This is a genomic window from Paraburkholderia elongata, from assembly GCF_013177735.1.
GTDB lineage: Bacteria > Pseudomonadota > Gammaproteobacteria > Burkholderiales > Burkholderiaceae > Paraburkholderia > Paraburkholderia elongata.
In genome coordinates this window covers 1-20,568 of record NZ_WOEZ01000258.1, presented here as the reverse complement: position 1 = coordinate 20,568, position 20,568 = coordinate 1, and the positions used below count along the sequence as shown (strand labels likewise).

At 61.3% G+C, this 20,568-nt stretch carries 19 protein-coding genes, 3 pseudogenes and 1 riboswitch; of the genes and pseudogenes, 10 read left to right on the top strand and 12 right to left on the bottom strand.

Annotated features, from left to right (window positions below):
- Positions 1 to 831 precede the first annotated feature (831 nt).
- The 3 genes from GNZ13_RS43475 to hmgA form a co-directional block, all read right to left on the bottom strand.
- Positions 832 to 2,778 carry an acyltransferase family protein gene (locus GNZ13_RS43475; RefSeq protein ID WP_172176639.1) on the bottom strand — a complete coding sequence of 649 codons (1,947 nt, stop codon included), beginning with the start codon at positions 2,776 to 2,778 and terminating at the stop codon, positions 832 to 834.
- A gap of 1,262 nt (positions 2,779 to 4,040) precedes the next feature.
- On the bottom strand, positions 4,041 to 5,369 hold the full coding sequence (gene fahA, locus GNZ13_RS43470) for a fumarylacetoacetase (protein ID WP_172176637.1): 1,329 nt from the start codon (positions 5,367 to 5,369) through the stop codon (positions 4,041 to 4,043).
- Positions 5,366 to 6,712, bottom strand: coding sequence for a homogentisate 1,2-dioxygenase (gene hmgA, locus GNZ13_RS43465; RefSeq protein WP_172176635.1), 1,347 nt, complete (start codon positions 6,710 to 6,712; stop codon positions 5,366 to 5,368). Before hmgA ends, fahA begins: the two co-directional genes overlap by 4 nt.
- Before the next feature lie 366 nt (positions 6,713 to 7,078).
- Here hmgA and GNZ13_RS43460 point away from each other — a divergent pair, with 366 nt between their 5' ends.
- A complete protein-coding gene (locus GNZ13_RS43460; RefSeq protein WP_172176671.1) occupies positions 7,079 to 7,912 on the top strand; it encodes an EAL domain-containing protein in 834 nt (277 codons plus the stop codon).
- 36 nt (positions 7,913 to 7,948) lie between these two features.
- Here the strand turns inward: GNZ13_RS43460 and GNZ13_RS43455 are convergent, their stop codons facing one another.
- Positions 7,949 to 8,734, bottom strand: a complete 786-nt coding sequence (locus GNZ13_RS43455) for an IclR family transcriptional regulator (protein ID WP_172176633.1) — start codon at positions 8,732 to 8,734, stop codon at positions 7,949 to 7,951.
- A 105-nt stretch (positions 8,735 to 8,839) separates the two neighbouring features.
- Here GNZ13_RS43455 and GNZ13_RS43450 point away from each other — a divergent pair, with 105 nt between their 5' ends.
- Positions 8,840 to 10,030, top strand: coding sequence for an acyl-CoA dehydrogenase (locus tag GNZ13_RS43450; protein WP_172176631.1), 1,191 nt, complete (start codon positions 8,840 to 8,842; stop codon positions 10,028 to 10,030).
- Between the two features lie 161 nt (positions 10,031 to 10,191).
- Here GNZ13_RS43450 and GNZ13_RS43445 read toward each other — a convergent pair whose 3' ends face one another.
- Entirely contained in the window at positions 10,192 to 10,830 is a 639-nt protein-coding gene (locus GNZ13_RS43445) for a peroxiredoxin (protein ID WP_172176629.1), read from the bottom strand.
- Positions 10,831 to 11,187: 357 nt separating this feature from the next.
- Between GNZ13_RS43445 and GNZ13_RS43440 the strand changes: the two genes are divergently transcribed.
- The 3 genes from GNZ13_RS43440 (at position 11,188) to GNZ13_RS43430 (ending at position 12,641) form a co-directional block, all read left to right on the top strand.
- Positions 11,188 to 11,490 (top strand): DUF883 family protein, encoded by a 303-nt coding sequence (locus GNZ13_RS43440; protein ID WP_028198798.1) that lies wholly within the window; start codon positions 11,188 to 11,190, stop codon positions 11,488 to 11,490.
- A 157-nt stretch (positions 11,491 to 11,647) separates the two neighbouring features.
- Complete coding sequence (locus GNZ13_RS43435) at positions 11,648 to 12,034, top strand: phage holin family protein (RefSeq protein WP_172176627.1); 387 nt, start codon at positions 11,648 to 11,650, stop codon at positions 12,032 to 12,034.
- 127 nt (positions 12,035 to 12,161) lie between these two features.
- Positions 12,162 to 12,641 carry a DUF3318 domain-containing protein gene (locus GNZ13_RS43430; RefSeq protein ID WP_172176625.1) on the top strand — a complete coding sequence of 160 codons (480 nt, stop codon included), beginning with the start codon at positions 12,162 to 12,164 and terminating at the stop codon, positions 12,639 to 12,641.
- A gap of 62 nt (positions 12,642 to 12,703) precedes the next feature.
- Here the strand turns inward: GNZ13_RS43430 and GNZ13_RS43425 are convergent.
- From GNZ13_RS43425 to glyA, 7 genes and pseudogenes are all read right to left on the bottom strand, one after another.
- Positions 12,704 to 13,012 (bottom strand): annotated as a pseudogene (locus GNZ13_RS43425) (type IV pilin protein); the annotation flags it as partial.
- A gap of 10 nt (positions 13,013 to 13,022) precedes the next feature.
- Positions 13,023 to 13,469, bottom strand: a complete 447-nt coding sequence (locus tag GNZ13_RS43420; RefSeq protein ID WP_172176623.1) for a pilus assembly PilX family protein — start codon at positions 13,467 to 13,469, stop codon at positions 13,023 to 13,025.
- Between the two features lie 128 nt (positions 13,470 to 13,597).
- Positions 13,598 to 14,403: pseudogene (locus GNZ13_RS43415) on the bottom strand (PilW family protein).
- Entirely contained in the window at positions 14,400 to 14,699 is a 300-nt protein-coding gene (locus GNZ13_RS43410; RefSeq protein WP_172176621.1) for a type IV pilus modification PilV family protein, read from the bottom strand. The pseudogene GNZ13_RS43415 and the gene GNZ13_RS43410 overlap by 4 nt, the downstream one beginning before the upstream one ends.
- Positions 14,700 to 14,740: 41 nt before the next feature.
- A complete protein-coding gene (locus GNZ13_RS43405) occupies positions 14,741 to 15,307 on the bottom strand; it encodes a GspH/FimT family pseudopilin (RefSeq protein ID WP_407945699.1) in 567 nt (188 codons plus the stop codon).
- Positions 15,308 to 15,506: 199 nt separating this feature from the next.
- Positions 15,507 to 15,989 (bottom strand): transcriptional regulator NrdR, encoded by a 483-nt coding sequence (gene nrdR / locus GNZ13_RS43400; protein WP_027799387.1) that lies wholly within the window; start codon positions 15,987 to 15,989, stop codon positions 15,507 to 15,509.
- Positions 15,990 to 15,995: 6 nt separating this feature from the next.
- On the bottom strand, positions 15,996 to 17,243 hold the full coding sequence (gene glyA / locus GNZ13_RS43395; protein WP_172176619.1) for a serine hydroxymethyltransferase: 1,248 nt from the start codon (positions 17,241 to 17,243) through the stop codon (positions 15,996 to 15,998).
- A 166-nt stretch (positions 17,244 to 17,409) separates the two neighbouring features.
- A riboswitch (ZMP/ZTP riboswitch) is annotated at positions 17,410 to 17,518 on the bottom strand.
- 238 nt (positions 17,519 to 17,756) lie between these two features.
- Between glyA and ydfG the strand changes: the two genes are divergently transcribed.
- From ydfG to GNZ13_RS43370, 5 genes and pseudogenes are all read left to right on the top strand, one after another.
- Positions 17,757 to 18,503 (top strand): bifunctional NADP-dependent 3-hydroxy acid dehydrogenase/3-hydroxypropionate dehydrogenase YdfG, encoded by a 747-nt coding sequence (ydfG, locus tag GNZ13_RS43390; RefSeq protein WP_172176617.1) that lies wholly within the window; start codon positions 17,757 to 17,759, stop codon positions 18,501 to 18,503.
- 70 nt (positions 18,504 to 18,573) lie between these two features.
- On the top strand, positions 18,574 to 19,053 hold the full coding sequence (ybgC, locus tag GNZ13_RS43385; RefSeq protein ID WP_172176667.1) for a tol-pal system-associated acyl-CoA thioesterase: 480 nt from the start codon (positions 18,574 to 18,576) through the stop codon (positions 19,051 to 19,053).
- Positions 19,054 to 19,208: 155 nt separating this feature from the next.
- Entirely contained in the window at positions 19,209 to 19,886 is a 678-nt protein-coding gene (gene tolQ / locus GNZ13_RS43380) for a protein TolQ (protein WP_172176615.1), read from the top strand.
- A 10-nt stretch (positions 19,887 to 19,896) separates the two neighbouring features.
- A complete protein-coding gene (gene tolR, locus GNZ13_RS43375) occupies positions 19,897 to 20,340 on the top strand; it encodes a protein TolR (protein WP_172176613.1) in 444 nt (147 codons plus the stop codon).
- Positions 20,337 to 20,568, top strand: a pseudogene (locus GNZ13_RS43370) (cell envelope integrity protein TolA); the annotation flags it as partial. The gene tolR and the pseudogene GNZ13_RS43370, both read left to right, overlap by 4 nt.

Genomic DNA, 20,568 nt, shown 5'->3' with positions numbered 1-20,568 from the left:
TCCCCGCGCGGCGGCCACTCCTGAGTGTTTTCATCGGGTTTGCGTCGCCATCAGCCGGTCGCCATAGGCAACCAGCGGCCGATACTGTTGAAAAAGTCGCTGACCGTTTTTCTCGCGACGTTTTCAGGGGTCTTCTTACCCTTAACCGGCGTTCGAGAGCGGTTTGTAGGTCGATCTGAGAGGTCGATTTTTTTGCGAGCGAATTGCAAAAGTCATACAGCGACTTTTTCAACAGTATCGGCCAGGAGCAGACCGCCGCAAGCCATGGGCGAATGTCTGCTCACGCGTCCCACGCCGCCCTTTGTGTCAGTAATAGTCCAAGCGAGATTTATCGGCCCCGCTGATTCCTGACTGAGCCGAAGCCCGATACTTCGCAATGCCTTTCCCGGGGCCGTAAAACAGGCGTCGCCAAGCCAGCAAACCTCGGAACTGAAGGCGCGGCTCATCCGACCGTTTTGTACGAATCCCTGCCGGCTCTAAGGCGTTGGCCCGACCGATCCATTGTCCGGCGACGGCCGGGCGCGGCCAGTCGCTTGCCAGGCGCGCCTATCCTATCCGTCAACTTGATGTGGCTCCATCCAGCCAGCAAGGCATAAGACGGCAAACTCTCGTGGTGTGACATCAAGAAACGGATTTTTTTGTCTGAGGCGTTGCCCCGGTCGATTTGGCCGCGCCATGCTCAAATCGCTTTCGGGGCATTGAGCAGGCGCCAGCGAGGCGTCACTTTTCGATGGCGGTTTTACGTGGGTTAATTGTCGGTTTCAATGTCAGTTCCGACGCCCGAAGCGCAGCGCGGTGACCACTTCCACTGTCAACCCTTCACGTCGGCACTCACGTCGGCCCTTTTGCGACCTTCGTCGCGTTCTCCGCCGCGCCCGAATGAATCAAAGAGACGCCTCGCTGGAGCAGTAGGGTACCGATCAGCCGCGACCCGACTTCGTTAAGATGACCATCGTCCCGATAGAGAGGCACGTTGGCAACGATCGGGCTGCATTGCTTCCCGTCGCAGATCACGGCGTTCGGATCGATGAACGTGATCTCGGGATGACTCTTCTGGATATCGCGGAGGTAACCCGGTTGAACGGGAACGTCTCGCACCGCGCAATTCCGGTCTGACGCGTACATCAGCTTTCGGACCGGGCAAGTTGCCGCGGCGCTAATTGTCTGGTTGCTTAGCACGATGACAAGCTTCGATCCGGAGGCCAGCACCTTGTCGACAGATTGCTTCATCGCTTCCGCGACAGTGCCGTCATCGTCCTCCGGCCAGTGCGCAGCCAGCACCACATATTTGTAATGACCGTTGCCGATCAAACGATAGTCGAAGGCGGTCCGCGACCTGCATTTATCCGCATACGAAGCCTGCCTGAGATTGGAGAAGCCGATGATCGGTTCACAGCCATCCATTGTGTAGTCCTGAAGCGTAATGCCATCGTGCGCGGCCAGAATGTCGATCATGCCGGTAAAGTGATTAGCGTAAGAATCTCCGATCAATAAACCCTCCACTTTCTTCGACCTGTCGCCGAGCACACACGAGCCCTTGGGCGGCGTATCGTATTGCTGCGTCGACACATGGCATCCTGCCCGCACCTCGTTTGGCTTGGTCGACACAATGCCGTCGAACGCCAGTACCTGTTGGTCCCAGCGCTGCGGAAACCCCTTGAATGTCATGCACACCGTCAGCACCGCCAACAGGCCGAGAACCGGCGTGGCGTAACGCCTGACAAAAAATGCGCGCGAGGCCAAGGCGCTTCCCGAGCGCCGGAACGACTTTTCGACGAAGCGCCAGGATGCCCAGCCAAGCACCAGGGTGCAGGCGAGAACCGCGAGGGCACCCGTCGTGTCAAGCTTGACGCCGTAATAGCTCAGGTAGGCGATGATCGGCCAGTGCCAGAGGTAGATCGAATAGGACATGAGACCGATGAATACAAGGGGCCTGACGGCTAGCATCCTGAAGGACAGGCTGTTCCGGTTGAGTCCGCCAATGATGAGGAGCGCCGTGCCCACTGTGGGCGGTAGTGCGTTAAAGCCGGGGAATAGCGTCGCCTCGCTCAACGTGGCGCACGACCATGCAATCATCAGCAGACCGACTATCCCGCACGCACTCGACGGGGCAGCGCGAAACCGCCGGCCGTCGAGGTTCGCGACGATCACGGCGAGCAGGGCGCCTGTCAAGGGTTCAAAAAAACGGCTTGGCAGCAGAAAATAGGCGGCGCTCGTCGCGTAACGAACGCCCAATTCCGACACTACGATGAACACCAATAGGCTTACGCTCAGCAGGGGAATCAGCCAGCGCCTTGGCAGACGACAGAGCGCCATCAAGACGAGCGGCCAGATCAGGTAGAACTGCTCCTCGACCGCTAGGGACCAGGTGTGAAGCAATGGGGCTTCTGCGCTGCCGCTGTAAAAGTAATTTCCGTACTCTTTCCATAAGTAGACGTTCGAAAAACCTGTCGCCGACAGGACTGCGGATTTGGCTAGGCGCGTCAGGTCGAATGGAGAGAGAAGGAATAGCCCTGCGACGAGCGCGAAGGCAAGCATCACCAGCAGCGCCGGCATCAGACGGTTGATGCGCCTTCTATAGAAGCCTCTGAGCGTGAAGTCTTTGGCAGCGAGGCCTTGATAAATCTGACCGGTGATCAGATAGCCGGAGATCACAAAAAAAACATCCACCCCCACGAATCCGCCGGGACATACGTTTCGATCGAGATGGAATATGACGACTGCCAGAACGGCAACGGCTCGCAGGGCATCGATATCCGGGCGATATGCCAATTTCATTACAGCCCCCAGTAAGGATCTTGCGTGGGGTGCCGACGCCCCCGTCAGCTATGGGACCAGTGCGAATTGCGGTTAGGCGAGCGGATGCTTGCTCAGCAACCATGACTCGCTGGAAAGCACGCCCCTCGGATCAAACGGTAAACTGTCGTGCGCCGGCGGTTTGGTCTGTGCGCAAGCGCACGAAGATGGTTGGGTTGGCGGAACGGCGTGGGGATCGACACCGTAGCCAGCACCGCTCGAGCGGTAAACTGTCGTGCGCCGGCGGTTTGGTCTGTGCGCAAGCGCACGAAGATGGTTGGGTTGGCGGAACGGCGTGGGGATCGACACCGTAGCCAGCACCGCTCGAGCGGTAAGCGCGGTGGAACCGTGCGTTGCCGTAAAGGTCAGGGGAATTCGCGGTTGGAAAGTACGGAGCATTCGAGCATTCGGTAGCAACAGGAAGGCCCTTGGTGTGAGGGATTCCAGGACCGGCCGGGGCAAACGCGGCAGCCGGCGAGGTCAGACATGAGACCGGAGTCAGGTTCTTATCGGACACTTGGCCGATTCGTCCACGAGGCCGTTCAGGGTCGGCATGAGACCTTCGCGACTGCTATCGCGTACATCACGACAACTTCACGCTTCTCCGGTTCGCCCGCCCGTTTATGACCGAGTAACGGACCCTTCCGGTGATGGGCGAACGGTTTGAGTCAGGTCGGGCGTCACCGGTTGGCCCCGCCGCGTACCGCGCCCATCAACGGAAGCGCAACGTATCGGGGAAGCGCGAAAGCAACGCGCCATGGGAAAGGTTGGCCATGCCGCCCTTGACGTATCGATGGCGTTGAACCGGCGATATAGTCGCCGTGGTGCGATGCCTCAGAGACGGGCCGGAACCGTCCAGGGCAGGACGGCGCGCGGGTTCCGTTGTCCGGGGTCGCAGGACCGGCGGCACAGGCGGAATTTAAAAAATTCCGGTTTGATTTTTTTATAAATACGGGCGGGGGTAAAACTGGGGGTAGCGGACGATAATTTCCGTGAAAATTCCGTCCCATATGGCCTTCGTACCTGTTATTTTCTTTGCCTGCCGCAAAGAAAAGTAGGCAAAAGAAAGCGGCTCAAACCGCTAATTCTTAAGCGGGTCTCCTGGCTTGGAGGAGGCAGTGGAGCATCTGGAATCTGTGTTCCCGCACATTCGGCGTCAGTGACAAGGCAGTCTCACATCCCGCCTCGCACTGCGTGCTCGCCGGAGCGGTCCATCCTTCAACCAAGGGCTTCGTTGCGCGCCGTTACTTCTGTGCGGGCAAAATCTCCCCAACACACGTGCCAAAGCCCACGCGGTAGCCATCGCCCTGGCACCAGCCGGCCAATGTCAGTTCGTCGCCGTCTTCGATAAATCCTCGTGTGCCGCCTTCCTTCAATTCCAACGGATTCTTGCCGTTCCATGTGGACTCGAGCAGGCTGCCGCATGAGTCGGCAGTCGGGCCGCTGATCGTGCCCGAACCCATCAGATCGCCGACCCGCGTATTGCAGCCCGATACCGTGTGATGCGCGAGCTGTTGCGCCATCGTCCAGTACATGTGCTTGAAGTTGGTCCGCGAGATCGTGGTTGCCTGCGTGGCCGTTTGCGGCCGTAGTGTCACTTCCAGCGAGATGTCGAACGCGTGCTTGCCGTCGTGGCGCAAGTACGCCAACGGTTGCGGCTCCTGCGTCGGCTGCTCGACGCGGAACGGTTCAAGCGCGTCGAGCGTCACGATCCACGGCGAGATCGTCGTCGCGAATGTCTTCGCATTGAACGGACCGAGCGGCACGTATTCCCATTGCTGAATATCCCGCGCGCTCCAGTCGTTCAGCAACACCATGCCGAGGATGTGCGCTTCGGCATCGGCGCAGGCAATCGGCTCGCCCAATGTATTGCCGCTGCCGATCACAAAACCGGTCTCCAATTCGATATCCAGCTTGCGGCATGCGCCGAACACCGGACGTTCCTGATCCGGCAGTTTCAACTGGCCGTTGGGCCGCCGCACCGGCGTCCCGCTCACCACCACCGACGATGCGCGTCCGTTGTAGCCAATCGGCATCTCCGACCAGTTCGGCAACAGCGCATTCTTCGGATCGCGGAACATCGAGCCGACGTTCGTCGCATGCTCCTTCGACGAGTAGAAATCGGTGTAGCCCGGAATCTGCACGGGCAGATGCAGTTGCGCATCGGCCTGACGCACGAGCGCTTTCGAACGCAAGGCGGCGTCGTCGCGCAAGGTCGCGGTTTCGCGCGCCAGCAGATTGCTCAGCTGGATGCGCACGCTGCGCCATGCATCGCGGCCAAGCGAGATGAAATCGTTGAGGGTGTCCTGCTCGAACGCCCGGTCTTTCATCGCGATGAATTGATCGGCCGTGGCGATCGGGAGCTTGAGCAAGCCGGCAGACTTGAGGACGCTCAGATCGACGATCTCATCGCCGATCGCTACGCCCACGCGCCGCGCGGCGTTGGTCTTGTCGCTGAAAATGCCGAACGGCAGGTTCTGGATCGAAAAATCGTTGGTCGAGTCGTTAGCCGATTCGACCCAGCTCTTGCGCGACGGATCGAGCGTCGCCTGAAGATCGCTCAATGCGTTCATCGTTGCTCCGGGTTGAAGTGTTTCTTGAGACCTTGCCAGCACTCGTAGTAATTCGCCTGCAATTGCGCGGTTTCGAGCGCAAAACGGGTCGGCTTGATCAGCGTGCGCGTTTCGAACATGAAGGCCATCGTGTCGCTGACTTTCTTCGGCGTCGACGTATCGCCATGCGACGCTTTCTCGAAGGTGTCCGCATCCGGCCCATGACCCGACATGCAGTTGTGCAGACTCGCGCCGCCCGGCACGAAGCCCTCGGCTTTCGCGTCGTACACGCCGTGCACGAGGCCCATGAATTCGCTCGCGACATTGCGATGGAACCAGGGCGGACGGAACGTATCTTCGGCCGCGAGCCAGCGCGGCGGGAAAATCACGAAGTCGATCGTATCGACGCCCGGCGTATCGCTTTGCGATTGCAACACCAGAAAGATCGACGGGTCCGGATGGTCGAAGCTGATCGAACCAATCGTGTTGAAGCGGCGCAGATCGTATTTGTACGGCGCGTAATTGCCGTGCCACGCCACCACGTCGAGCGGTGAATGGCCGATATCCGCGCGCCACAAGTTGCCGTTCATCTTGGCGACGAGTTCGAAGTCGCCTTCGCGGTCTTCATACGCGGCATGCGGCGTGAGGAAATCGCGGGGATTGGCAAGGCCGTTCGAGCCGATCGGGCCGAGATCCGGCAGACGCAGCAACGCACCGAAGTTCTCGCAGATATAGCCGCGCGCGTTGCCGTCCGGCAGGCTTACCGCGAAGCGCACGCCGCGCGGGATCACCGCGATCTCGAACGGCTCGATATCGAGTTGGCCCATTTCGGTGGCGATATGCAGGCGGCCTTCCTGCGGCACGATCAGCAATTCACCATCGGCGCTGTCGAAGAAGCGGTCCTTCATCGAGCGATTCGCTGCGTACAGGTGGATCGCGCAGCCGTTCATCGCTTCGGCTGAACCGTTGCCCGCCATCGTCACCCAGCCGTCGACGAAATCGGTCGGCTCGGTAGGCATCGGCAATGCGTCCCAGCGCAGCTGGTTAGGCGGCGTCGGCGGCACCTCGGCGAAGTTGGCGACGAGCCGGTCCGAGGGCAATTGCGTGAACGGCTTGTGGACCGCCGCCGGACGAATCCGGTACAGCCACGAGCGGCGGTTGTGTCCGCGCGGCGCAGTGAATGCGGTGCCCGACAGTTGTTCGGCGTACAAGCCATAGGCCGCGCGTTGCGGCGAATTGCGGCCTTCGGGCAGCGCGCCCGGCAAGGCCTCCGTGGCGAACTCGTTCGCGAATCCCGACTGATAACCTGGCTCGATTTCGAGCCGCGAGCTGGCGGTATTCGGTGTGCGGGTTGGGGTATCCATGCAAGGTTCTCCGTTTGATACTTGATCTGTCGGCGTGCGCTATCTGTCTCAGGCCGCCCGCGTCCCGGATGGACTGCCGCGCTGCCGCGTCCAGCGCAATCACCAGCAACGCGGAGCACAGCACCGGCATCGCAGTCGCGCCGCAATTTACGTATGGTAAAACTAATTACGCATAGTGAAATTAGCGTATACCCTGAAATCTCGTCGCGAAACCCCCAGCAGCCCGTGGTGACAAGCGTTCGGCCGATAACGTTATGAGCATTTTGTTCAAGTGCGCGCGGCGCGGACTGCTACCATCAGTGCATGCGGCAACCGAGTCGCGTTGCCGAGCGCCGAGCGCGCACCTATCGCCATCCATTCGCCTACATGATTCCGCCGACCATCCCCAACCTGATTGCCCGCGCCGCCGATCACCCGTTTCTGGGCGAACACCTGGTGATGGGAACAGGCGTGCATAGCGAGGTCGCGCTGGCGCAGTTCGACGGCTTCGAGCTCGCCAGTGCCTATGAGCCGATCTTCGATATCAGCGTGCATGCATTGGCGCAGTCGTTGTCGTCGGGCGCCGAAGGCGTGGATCGTTTCGGCGATGAACTCGGGTTTCAGGCGGTCACGCGGCGTCTCGACGGCGAGCCCTTTGATGTCTTCGATCCCTTCGACCGTGTCGCCGACGATCAGGAACTGGTCGCGCTCGACCGCATGTCACGCGCACTGCACGCGATCAATTTCTTCGGCGCGCAGCGTCACGGGCTGCTGTTTCTGCGGGTGCACGAGCGCCTGCTCAAGAGTGTCAAGTACGACCACGGACGGCATTTCTCGAGCGTGCTGGTGTCGTTCGGGCTGAACCCGTCGCGCGTGGTCATCGAGTTGCCGGCGGCAGCGGTCGCGCATAAGACGTTCCTTGGCTATCTGACCACGAGCTATCAGCGCTACGGTTTCAAGGTGGCGGGGAATCTGTCGAACGCGGGGCAAATTCTGTCGGTATCGGAAACGGCTCGGCTCGACTTCATCAAGATGGATGCGGCGATCGCGTTGCGCGATGCGATGGTGAAGCCGCTAGTCGGCTATGCGAGCCGGCTGCGGGTTCCGCTAATCTTCAATCGGGTGGTGGATGAGCCGCAGTTCCTCGCGCTGCAGCAGTACGATGTGCGCTTCGTGCAAGGGCCGTTGTTCACTGCGCATTATCATGATCGGGCGGCGTGATTGAGTTAGCTTGCTTGCGTTTAGCTGCCAGGCGCTTCAACCGGTATCCCCCAGGCGGCGCGCCAGCGCCTTCAGGCGCGGCGCCACGTTTTCCCGAAACACCTCCTCCCCCATCGACGACGCCGGCCCGCTGCAACTCAACACCAGCCAGCGGCCTTCACGCGGCTCGCGAAACGGCACTGCAACCGCGTTCACGTCGTCGTGCCACGCGCGAAACGAATAGCAGCAGCGTTCCTGCGCGAAGGCTTCGATTTCCTTTTCGGCATCAGCCAGCAATACAGCGCCCTCTTTGCCGGCGGCCTTCTTAAGCTCGACCAGCAATGCGGCGCGCACGTCCAACGGCTGCACCGCCAGATACGCGCGCCCCATCGAACTCGTCAGCATCGACAGTTTTGAACCGGAGGCGAGTCCAAGCGTCAGCGCGGTTTCGCTGCGGATCGTCTCCAGATAAATCATGTCGAGGCCGTCGCGGCATCCGAGCGACACTGCCGCGCCCACTTCGCGTGCGAGGGTACGCATGTGCGGGCGCGCGAGTTCGAGCGTGTCCGTGCCCGAGAGCAACGCGAAACCTAGCGACAGCACGCCGGCGTCGAGCGCATATTTACCCAGGGTTTCGTCCAGCCGCAGATAGCCGAGCATGGTCAGCGTGTAGGCCAAACGGTTGACGGTCGCCTTCGGCAAACCCGTGCGTTCGACGAAATCGCGATTGCCGAGCATCGTTTCGCCCGGTTTGAACGCGCGCAGCAAGTCCAGCCCCCGTGCGAGGGCGACGACGAATTTGCGCTCGTCGAGCGGTTCGGAGAGAGTAGATATGGGCGTCATGTGGTGATACACTCGGACGTGGTTTGCAAAACATTGTTTCGCATAGCGGAACTTAAGTCAAGCTCAAACACGTTTTAGCCAAGCTAAGGAATCAGGAGATACGTCATGGCAGAGGCCGCGCAGTTTCACTGGGAAGACCCGTTGCTGCTGGATCAGCAGCTCACCGAAGACGAACGCATGGTGCGCGACGCCGCCGCCGCTTACTCGCAGGACAAGCTGCAGCCGCGCGTGCTCGAAGCGTTCCGTCACGAGAAGACCGACATCGAGATCTTCCGCGAGATGGGCGAACTCGGCCTGCTCGGCCCGACGATTCCCGAGCAATACGGCGGCCCCGGTCTGAACTACGTGGCGTACGGTCTGATCGCGCGGGAAGTGGAGCGCGTCGATTCCGGCTACCGGTCGATGATGTCGGTGCAATCGTCGCTCGTGATGGTGCCGATTTACGAATTCGGCTCGGAAGCGCAAAAGCAGAAGTACCTGCCGAAGCTCGTCACCGGCGAATGGATCGGCTGCTTCGGCCTGACCGAGCCGAACCACGGCTCCGATCCGGGCAGCATGATCACCCGGGCGAAAAAGGTCGGCGGCGGCTATTCGCTGTCGGGCTCGAAGATGTGGATCACCAATTCGCCGATCGCCGACGTGTTCGTCGTGTGGGCGAAGCTCGAGGAGGATGGCAAGGACTCGATCCGCGGCTTCATTCTCGAGAAGGGATGGAAGGGGCTGTCGACGCCGACCATCCATAGCAAGGTGGGCTTGCGCGCTTCGATCACCGGCGAGATCGTGCTCGACGAGGTGTTCGTGCCGGAAGAGAACCGCTTCCCCGAAGTCAGCGGCTTGCGCGGTCCGTTCACGTGCCTGAACTCGGCGCGCTACGGTATTGCCTGGGGCGCGCTCGGCGCGGCTGAAGCATGCTGGCACACGGCGCGTCAATACGTGCTGGATCGCAAGCAGTTCGGCCGGCCGCTCGCCGCAAACCAGTTGATCCAGAAAAAGCTCGCCGACATGCAAACCGAAATCACGCTCGGCCTGCAAGGCGTTTTGCGTCTCGGCCGCATGAAAGACGAAGGCACTGCCGCAGTCGAAATTACGTCGATCATGAAGCGCAATTCGTGCGGCAAGGCACTGGACATTGCACGGCTCGCGCGTGACATGCTCGGCGGTAACGGTATCTCGGACGAGTTCGGCATCGCGCGGCATCTGGTCAATCTGGAAGTCGTGAACACCTATGAAGGTACGCACGACATTCACGCGCTGATCCTCGGGCGCGCGCAAACGGGGATTCAGGCGTTTTTCTGATGCGCTGATTCCTTGATAGCGGCGTTTTGTCTTAGCCGCTGAATGGAAAATCGGAAAATAGAAAACGTGGAAATGAAAAAGGCCGGTTCTTTTTTGAACTGGCCTTTTTCATTGCGGCGCCGCGTTGAAGCTAACGGCGCGCTGCGTAACCCATCAGCCGCTTACTTGTTCGGCTGCGGCGTCATACGCAGGTACGGACGCAGCGCCTTATAGCCCTTCGGGAATTTCTGCTTGATGACTTCTTCGTCCTTCAACGACGGCACGATCACCACGTCATCGCCCTGCTTCCAGTTGCCGGGCGTGGCGACCGAGTGGTTGTCGGTGAGTTGCAGCGAGTCGATCACGCGCAGCACTTCATCGAAGTTGCGCCCGGTGCTGGCCGGGTATGTAATGGTCAAACGCACCTTCTTCTTCGGATCGATCACGAACAGCGACCTGACCGTGAAGGTTTCATTGGCGTTCGGGTGAATCATGTCGTACAACTCGGAGACGTTGCGGTCCCCGTCGGCGAGGATCGGGAAGCCGACATTGGCAGCTTGCGTCTCGTTGATGTCCTTGATCCATTCCTTGTGCGACTCGGCGCTATCGACCGACAACGCGATCGTCTTCACATTGCGCTTCTCGAATTCGCTGGCCAGTTTCGCCGTCAAGCCCAGTTCGGTCGTGCAGACCGGCGTGAAATCAGCGGGGTGCGAGAACAGCACGCCCCAACTATCGCCCAGCCATTCGTGGAACTTGATGCGGCCGACACTCGACTCCTGTTCGAAATCCGGTGCGATATCGCCAAGACGTAGACTCATGTTGCAGCTCCTTGGTTGTGTTCGGACATTCCGCGCGAGCATTCGCCCGCGGCGCCGCGCTAAAGCGCGCCTGGCAAACTTACAGCATACGGGAATGACCGTACACATCGAACCAACATCGCGTCACTACTTTATGCGTTTTTGTAATTTTCACCAATTTAGTGGAAACTTTGCGGGACAGATCAACTCCATCTTAGGCAAACTTTGCTGCGTGGTGCCGCAAAGGTGGAGTTTTAAGACTTTGCTTCAACCGGGAACGGTTCGTGCGTTTATTTTCATGAACCGAGCACTGCGCTCGCCAGCGGCCGTTTCTTTGGTTACGATTCACGCGTGGCGTGAGACGAAGGGGAGCTGTCAATGTCGGAAGTCAACAAGGAGAGATTGATGTCGGATATCAAAACCGTCCTCGCGGACGCCGAAGATTTGCTGAAACAGGCCGCGAGCGCCACTGGCGAGCGCGCTTCGGAACTGCGTGAAACGGCGCTTACGCGTCTGAAGCAGGCTAAGGAAAAGGCGGCTGACGTACAGGTCGTGGTGGTCGAAAAAGGCAAGAAGGCCGCACGCGCCACCGACGATTACGTGCATGAGCACCCGTGGGCATCCATCGGCATCGCCGCGGGCGCCGGCGTATTGCTGGGGCTGTTGATCAACCGCAAGTAACACCGCCGACACTGCTGACGCTGGTGACGCCGCCGCGGCGCATTGCGTCCGGCACACCAGCGAATCAAGTTGACCGGCGCACGTCTGGCCGGTCCGCTTCTCTTGGCGCGCTCGTTTTCACGCGCCAGTTAGGCCTTCACGCGCAACGCCCAAAGCCATGACGATCGAAACACAATCGCAGCACGGCGAACATAGTCCGTTGCGCCGCATCATCGGATCCCTATTTGCCATTATGCAAACACGGCTTGAACTGGCCGGCATCGAACTCGCCGAAGAAAAAGATCGTTTGATCGGCGTGCTGTTCCTCGGCCTCGCTGCCATGATGCTCGCGACGATGGCTTTGATCGCGTTGACGGCGCTGATCGCCATCGCGTTCTGGGACACCTACCGATGGCAAGCGCTCGCCGGCATCACGGTGGTTTATGCCTTTGCGGGATTAGCCTGTGCACTGAAAGCGCGCAGCGGTTTGCGCAATGCCCCAATGGTGTTCGAAGCCACCCTTGCTGAGTTCGAAAAAGACCGCGAAGTGTTCCGCAAACCGTGATACGGCAGGCGTAATGGGCTCATAGGCGTGCCTCAAACGCCCTGCGCCTTTTGCAGTACTTCGCCAACACCCCCGAGCGGTTTGCAGCACTGTTTTACCGCCCCACTTCCACTGCCGCCGACACGCCATGAGCCAACCCCACTCCGATACCGCTTTCCGCAACAATCGCTACCGGGCCAAAGATCTGAGTGCGCCGCATATGCGAGCGCTGCGCAAGGAATTGCTGCTGGTGCGCGCGGATGTCGAGCGAATGGAACTCGCTCAGGCGACCATCGAATTTCGGCAGGCAGTCACGCATTTCAGCTGGCTCAAATTCATTCTGCCGGGCTTCGGTGGCGTGCGCATGGGTAGCGGATCGAAGGCGCGCTTCCTCAACGCAGGGAGCATCGGCGCGCTCCTCAAACAATATCCGATCATCAGTTCGATCGCTTCGCTGCTGTTGGCCAAGCCGCTGCGCGCGACGCTTGCAGCGGGTACAAAACCCGCGCTCAAATGGGGCAGCCTCGCGCTTGCCGGCTGGGAAGCGTATCGAATCTGGCAGCAGATGAAGCACGATTCCGCCACGTCTACCGACGACAAGGAAAGGGATGTTGACAGCGGGTACTGAAACGCGGTGCAAGAACGGTCTATTTGCGTGCCATTGCGTTTTGATTCCCCAGTCCGCTCGTTCTCCAGTAGCGCTGCCTCTACCGAATAGCCACCGTTTGCGTCGTCCGCCGGCAGCACCTGCAGACGGTAAATTGGCGTGCCGAATTGCGGCGCCTGATCCAGACCCGGCGGCAATGTCGCCGTGCCATCGTCCGCCGCTCCCTCGACGAATTGCGCTGCCCGATAAAGGGCGGATGCCGCGTCGATCCGGTGTGTTCGCGCGACATGGCTCCGGTACGAGGGCACGGCAAACACGGCCAGCGTGGCGGCTATCGCCAGCGCGATCATCAGTTCCAGTAGCGTAAATGCGGATGTGTGCGGCCTCGTCATGAACCTCCCGTCAAAATGGGCGTGCGGCGACGCGACGCCAATGGCGCTCGATCCGCTCACCTGCGATCACGAGTTCCATCTGCAACCAAACCTGCGACTCTCTCGTCCGGCCGAAGCCACGCGAGGTCAGTAAGTAGGCTCGGGCATCGGCGCGAGTGCCCAGACGCCACGCTTCGATCAAACATTGCGGCGCACGCAGCGATCCGGGCCATTGCGCGACAGGCGCGACGGCGCCGGCTTCAAAGGCGGCTTCATGCTTCCATTGCGTCGGCTCGCCGGGTGAGAGCGACGCCACTGGCTGCGGCTCGAAAGCTGCCGCGGCGACCACGCTCCGAGCGCACAAGGTCAGCGCCGAATCCGCGGCATGAAATGCCTGCAAATAGTCGCGCACGTTGCTGGCACCGCGCGCCGCTGCAAGCGATGTTTCGAACCAGGCTGCGGAGGTGGTCAACATCATCGCGGAAATCAGCAGGACGATCGGCAGGACGGTACCGCGATTGCGAACGCATGATCGACGACTGGTACGGATAAGCCGTATCAAACGTTTCGACGACCCTCGGTACGTTGGATCGCAAAGTCCTCCTGTCACAGGGAATCCTCCGCGTGATTGCGTATCGCCACCCGCCGCCAGAAAGCCTGCCGCGCCCGCATGTCGGCGCCAAGCGCGCTCACGCCATCGCAATCGACATAGCGCACACGCCTTCCTTGCGGAGCACCGCGCACGGGCACACAGAGATCGACGGCGACGATCTTTGCCCATTGACCGGCCGTCAGCGCCGACGCGTCTATAGCGGTCAGCCCGCCGGCCAGTACTTGAGTCGCATGCGCTCGACTCCTTCGACCAACGGCTGCGCGGAGCCCGCCTTGCCATTGCCTTCACAGTAGTGTTCCGGCTCGCCCGTCGACCCGCAGACTCTCGCGAAGTATCGGTTGACCACCAACACGCCCTGCCCGCCGAGCGCCGCATTGTTGTTCGTTACAGCCTGGCCGAGGCAATCGGTCGATTGGCCGGTCGCTGACGGCCACGTCGAAACGTTGTCCCCGACATAACGCGCCACGATGCCGTCCGAGCGGCTCGGCAACGCCTCGCAGGCAATGCTGTCGTCCGCACCGGTCGGGCGCCCCCCCGAACAGCCGAATAAGGGTGGCGGACGATTGAACCTCATGACGTCCGCGGGCACGAAGCCGGCCATTTGAAGTTGCTGGCCCATCAGCGTAAGCGCGGTCAGGCCGGCTTCGCGGATCCGCATAGCATCGCTCGCGCGCTCGAACACGGTACGCTGAGTTGTATAGAGCGAAACCGCGCCGGCGGTCACCACCAGTCCCAGCGCAATGGCGATCACAAACTCGACGAGCGTATGGCCACGCACGATATATAAACGCTTCGTCATTTCGCGAACGCCAGCGCAACGCATGAGGAGCCTGCGGGAACATCCGCACCACCGCACGACTCGGGCTTGTCGATGACATCGTCGGCGCGCGGCATGTCACGCAGGGCCGTCCACGTGACACGTGCGGCAGACACACCACTGCTTTCCCCTACCGACGCTTCGCCGTGCGGCAACAGGGCCGTTGCACGCGCAGTCCACAATTGGCCGGCGATCAACCCGAGCGCCGTCACTGCCATCAGGGTAACGGCCAGCATCACTTCGATCAGCGAACTGCCTCTATGCCTTGTTGAGCGCATTGCTGGGCAGCTGCGCTCCCATGGGTTCGACGGATATCGGCTCACGACGCCACTCCACACGCGCCCTCGACAATCCGCGCGCGCCCGCCCGCCGCGATGCGGATGCAGCGCCGCCACTTGTCGCCCTGAGTCGCTTGCGACGGGACGCGCGGCGCGATATCAAAGCTGCGAAAGGTACCGATCAACTGCCCCGCCGGCGGCGTAAACGTGAGATTTGTCTGCGTCCCGGTGATGCTGACCGCTGCGAGCAAAGGATGCGCGCGCAGTAGCGAGAGCGTGCCACCTCGTTCGGCCAATACGGCCCAGCCGCACGACCAGTCGGTGACGCCGTTGCCGCAAGCTTGCCCTGCGGCAAGGCAATACCGCGCCGCGTCGATTCGGCACACCGTGACGCGAGTACCGCGGCGCAATGCCTCGCTGCGCGCATAGGCGAGCGTTGAGGCAAGCGCTTTCGCACGTGCGTCGACCTGGTCCCGCAGGTGCCACGCCACGAACGACGGCGTCGCCATCACCGCGATTACCGCCAGCAGCGCGACAACAGCCAGTGTTTCGACAAGCGTAAAGCCGCGGCGCGGCCGCAAACAGACTGCATCCCATTTCATCTGCATCCCTGATCGTTTCAAAGAATGCAGCCAATCTAGCGACTCGCCAGCGGGTCAACAATCGGCCGAATGGCCAGGTGGCACTCAGACGCTATCCCGCGCAAAAATGCACGCGTGACGAACCATAACGGGAGCGGAGATGCGGATGCGCGAACCTACGCAGCGGAAAACAGAAGCTGGAACGCAGCTTCAGGCGCGACAGCAATCAGCGCTTGCGGGACGGCTTGGGAGGAGAAGAGGCGCGGCGAAATTCTTCGATCACGTCCTCGAATTCGGAAACGTCTTCGAAGCGCCGGTAAACAGAGGCGAAACGAACATAGGCAATTGTATCGAGCGCACGCAACTCGTTCATCACGAGTTCGCCGAGGCGCTCGCTGCGCACCTCGCGCTCGCCGCTGCCGAGCAGTTGATACTCGATGCGGGCGACTGCCGCGTCGATCGCGTCCGCTGCCACCGGGCGCTTGCGCAGCGCCAGTTGCATGCTCGCAACGATCTTGCGGCGATCGAATTCCGTGCGGCTGCCATCCTTCTTGACGACCGACGGCAACGCCAGCTCGACCCGCTCATACGTCGTGAAACGTTTGTCGCAGGCCGGGCAGCGGCGGCGCCGGCGAATCGTCGCGCCGTCTTCGGATACGCGGGAATCCACAACTTGCGTATCGGCGTGACGGCAGAAGGGGCAGTGCATGGCGGCTTAGCGGTAAACCGGGAAGCGCTGGGTCAGCTCGGCGACTTGCGCACGCACACGTTCGATCGTGGCTGTGTCTTCCGGGTTGTCCAGCACGTCGGCGATCAGGTTACCCACCTGCTCCGCTTCCTTGACGCCAAAGCCACGCGTGGTCATGGCCGGCGAGCCGAGACGCACACCGCTCGTGACGAACGGCTTTTCCGGGTCGTTCGGAATCGCGTTCTTGTTGACCGTGATATGCGCCGCGCCGAGCGCAGCTTCCGCTGCCTTGCCGGTGATCTTCTTCGCGCGCAGGTCGACCAGCATCACGTGGCTTTCGGTGCGGCCCGAGACGATGCGCAGGCCACGCTTGACCAGCGTCTCAGCCAGCACGCGCGCGTTCTCGACGACTTGCTGCTGGTACGCCTTGAACTCCGGCGACAGCGCTTCCTTGAACGCGACCGCCTTGCCGGCGATCACGTGCATCAGCGGACCACCTTGAATGCCCGGGAAAATTGCCGAGTTGATCTGCTTTTCGAACTCAGCCTTCATCAGGATCACGCCGCCGCGCGGGCCACGCAGGCTCTTGTGCGTGGTGGTGGTGACGAAATCGGCGTGCGGCACCGGGTTCGGGTAGACGCCCGCGGCGATCAGGCCGGCATAGTGCGCCATGTCGACCATGAAGTACGCGCCAACCGACTTGGCGATCTTCGACATGCGCTCGAAATCGATACGCAGCGCGAATGCGGAGGCGCCCGCCACGATCAGCTTCGGCTTGTGCTCTTGTGCGAGCTTTTCAGCCGCGTCGTAATCGATGTCTTCGGCTTCGTTCAGGCCGTAGCTCACGACGTTGAACCACTTGCCCGACATGTTGACCGGCGAACCGTGCGTCAAGTGACCGCCGTGCGCGAGGCTCATGCCCATGATCGTGTCGCCCGGCTTGAGCATGGCGAAGAACACGCCCTGGTTCGCCTGCGAGCCGGAGTTCGGCTGCACGTTGGCCGCTTCGGCGCCGAACAGTTGCTTGACGCGGTCGATCGCCAGTTGCTCAGCGATGTCGACGTACTCGCAGCCGCCGTAGTAGCGCTTGCCCGGATACCCTTCGGCGTACTTGTTGGTGAGTTGCGAGCCCTGCGCAGCCATCACGGCCGGGCTCGTGTAGTTTTCCGACGCGATCAGTTCGATGTGCTCTTCCTGACGGCGGTTTTCCTGCTCGATGACCTTCCAGAGTTCAGGATCGACGTTGGCGATGGTGCTTTGGGCTCTGTCAAACATACGGATTCCGTTGAGTGTGTTCAGGTTGACCGGATCGTGCGCCGAATCTTGCGTAGAGGGTACGCGGCGCTGCTGGCGGCTGGGCCAGCCCTGACGTGGCGGATGGAGAGTCGCCGCACACGCGAGGCAGGACAGCCACCGCCAGCGCAGATAAATGCGCGCGGATCACGGCTGCCCAGGCGAACGGCAAAACGGCACCCTGCGCTTCACGGTGGGTTGTTCCACCTTGAACCCGATTGCTTGAACCGGTTCTATCGCCAGTCACGCAGGGATGAGCGCGTTAGTTTATTGGAAGAGGATCGAATAGGCAACCGGCTTCCTGGCGGGCCGGCGGACGCTCGCGAAGCCAGTTGTGGCGCCGCTGCGAGCGGCGCACAAACGTCTGATGAAAACGCGCCCGGAACCCGCTCCGCGTCCTTGCCGCAGCCATTTGTACGGCTGGTTCATCCTTGCCGCAGCGCCGCATTGGAAGTAGGCTTGGGACCTTTCTCTTTTACCAACCAGGGAACTGCAATGATCGTGTTCGTCACCGGAGCGTCCGCGGGATTCGGCGCCGCTATCGCTCGCGCTTTCGTCAAGGGCGGTCATCGTGTCGTCGCCACCGCGCGCCGCAAGGACCGCCTGCAGGCACTCGCCGACGAACTTGGCGACGCCCTTCTGCCGTATGAGCTCGACGTGCGCGACCGCGCCGCCGTCGAGGCTGTGCCGGCCTCGCTGCCCGCCGATTTCGCCGCGCTCGACGTGCTCGTCAATAACGCCGGCCTCGCGCTCGGCGTCGAGCCGGCGCAAAAGGCGAGCCTCGACGAATGGAACACCATGATCGAGACCAACTGCACGGGCCTCGTGCAGGTCACGCATGCACTCCTGCCCGGCATGGTGGAGCGCAACCGCGGCCACATTTTCAATCTGGGTTCGGCGGCCGGCAACTGGCCGTACGCGGGCGGCAACGTCTATGGCGCCACCAAGGCGTTCGTGCGCCAGTTCAGTCTGAATCTGCGTGCCGATCTGGCCGGCACGGCGTTGCGCGTGACCGACATCGAGCCGGGCCTGTGCGGCGGCACCGAGTTTTCGAACGTGCGTTTCCGCGGAAACGACGAAAAAGCGTCCAAAATGTACGAGAACGTACAACCGCTGACACCCGAAGATATCGCCGACTCGATCTACTGGATCGCCACCCGGCCTGCCCACGTCAACATCAACACGATCGAACTGATGCCGGTGGCCCAATCGTTCTCCGCTTTGTCGGTTCATCGCGGCTGAAATCCCGGCTAAGGCCCGCCGGACGGGGCGCACATCTTGAAACAGACCTCGGGGTGTGCGTTCCGGTAAAATGCGCCGCATGAATATGTCGACTAGCCAGCCCGGCACGGAAATCGGCTTCACGTGGCCAATTCGCGTGTATTACGAAGATACCGACGCCGGCGGCATCGTGTTTTACGCGAATTACCTGAAATTTTTTGAGCGGGCGCGCACCGAATGGTTGCGCGCGTGCGGCGTCGACCAGAACCGGCTCGCCGACGAAAAGGACGCAATCTTCATCGTCCGCAGCACGGCAGTCGACTATCGGGCGCCGGCCCGGCTCGACGATGTCGTCAATGTGGTAAGCCGAATCGAGCGTCTCGGCCGCGCATCCGTCGATTTTGCACAGGAAGCGTGGCGTGACGGCACGCTGCTTGCTTGCGGCTCCATCCGGGTCGGCTGCGTCGACCGCATAGCGCTGCGGCCGGCCGCGATTCCTCCACCGGTTCTCGCTGCTTTGCGGCGCGGGCCGAGTGTGAGCGGCGGTGGCATGTCAACGGACAACGACTGAACCCCGTTGTTACGGGGCCAGTGAACTCGTATCGATCAAGCAACACAAAGCATGGTTCGGCTTGCAATATCGCCGATGCTTCCGTTTTGCTCACGGCAAGCTTCGAGTGACCTTGCAGCCGGACGCCCCCTTCCGGGACGTTAAAACGAACCTTTATGAACACTACACAAGATCTGTCGATCATCTCCCTCGTACTTAATGCGAGCCTGCTGGCGCAAGCCGTCATGGCGCTGCTGCTTCTGCTGTCGCTGTTGTCGTGGACTTTCATCTTCCGCAAGTGGTTTGCGATCCGCCGGGCGCGCGCGCAAACTGAACGCTTCGAACGCGATTTCTGGTCAGGCGGCGACCTGCAGGCGCTCTATCAGAGCGCCGCGAACAACCGCTACGCGATCGGCGCACTGGAACGGATTTTCGAGTCCGGCATGCGCGAATTCCTGAAGGGCAAGGAAAAGCGCCTGAACGATTCGGGTGCAATTCTCGACGGCGCACGCCGCGCCATGCGCGCCGCGTTCCAGCGTGAAATGGACGTGCTCGAGGCAAATCTGGCGTTTCTCGCGTCGGTCGGCTCGGTCAGCCCGTATATCGGTCTGTTCGGCACGGTGTGGGGGATCATGAATGCATTCCGCGGCCTCGCCAACGTGCAGCAGGCTACGCTTGCGAACGTCGCACCAGGCATTGCCGAAGCGCTGACCGCCACTGCAATCGGCCTGTTCGCCGCGATTCCGGCCGTGGTCGCCTACAACCGCTACGCGCACGACATCGACCGTCTGGCGATCCGCTTCGAGACCTTCATCGAAGAGTTCTCGAACATTTTGCAGCGTCAGGCACAGTAAGGAGTCCACGATGGCAGGCTCTTCCTCCAGCATGCGCGGTAGCCGTTCGCGCCGCGCAATGGCCGACATCAACGTCGTGCCGTATATCGACGTGATGCTCGTGCTGCTCGTGATCTTCATGGTGACCGCGCCGCTCGTCGCCCCGTCGATCGTCAATCTGCCGACCGTCGGCGGCGCCGCGCCTCAGCAGCAAACGCCGCCTGTGATCGTCAATATTCGCGCAGACGGCAACATGAGCGTCAAATACAAGGATGACGCGGGCGCGCAGCAGCAGGAAGGCATGACCAAGGCCGACCTGCACAGCTTCATCGCCGAGCGCGCGCAATCGCATCCCGACCAGCCGGTCGTGATCGCTGCCGACAAGACCGTGAAGTACGAAGTCGTGATGAATGTGATGTCCGAGCTGAAAGCTCAGGGCGTCAAGCGCGTTGGATTGCTCGTCAAATCGCAATGATCCGCAAGAATTCCGAATACCCGCTCCAGCCACCGCGTGAACGCGGCACCGGGCGAGCCTTTGCGTTCGCGCTGGTGATGCATGCGCTGCTCGGATTCTTCCTCTACCACGGCATTCAATGGCAGAACAGCACGCCGGCCGGCGCGGAAGCCGAACTGTGGACCGAGGTGCCCGATACGGCCATCCCGCGCCCGCCTCCGCCGCCGCCCGTGCCGGTAGCCCCTGCCC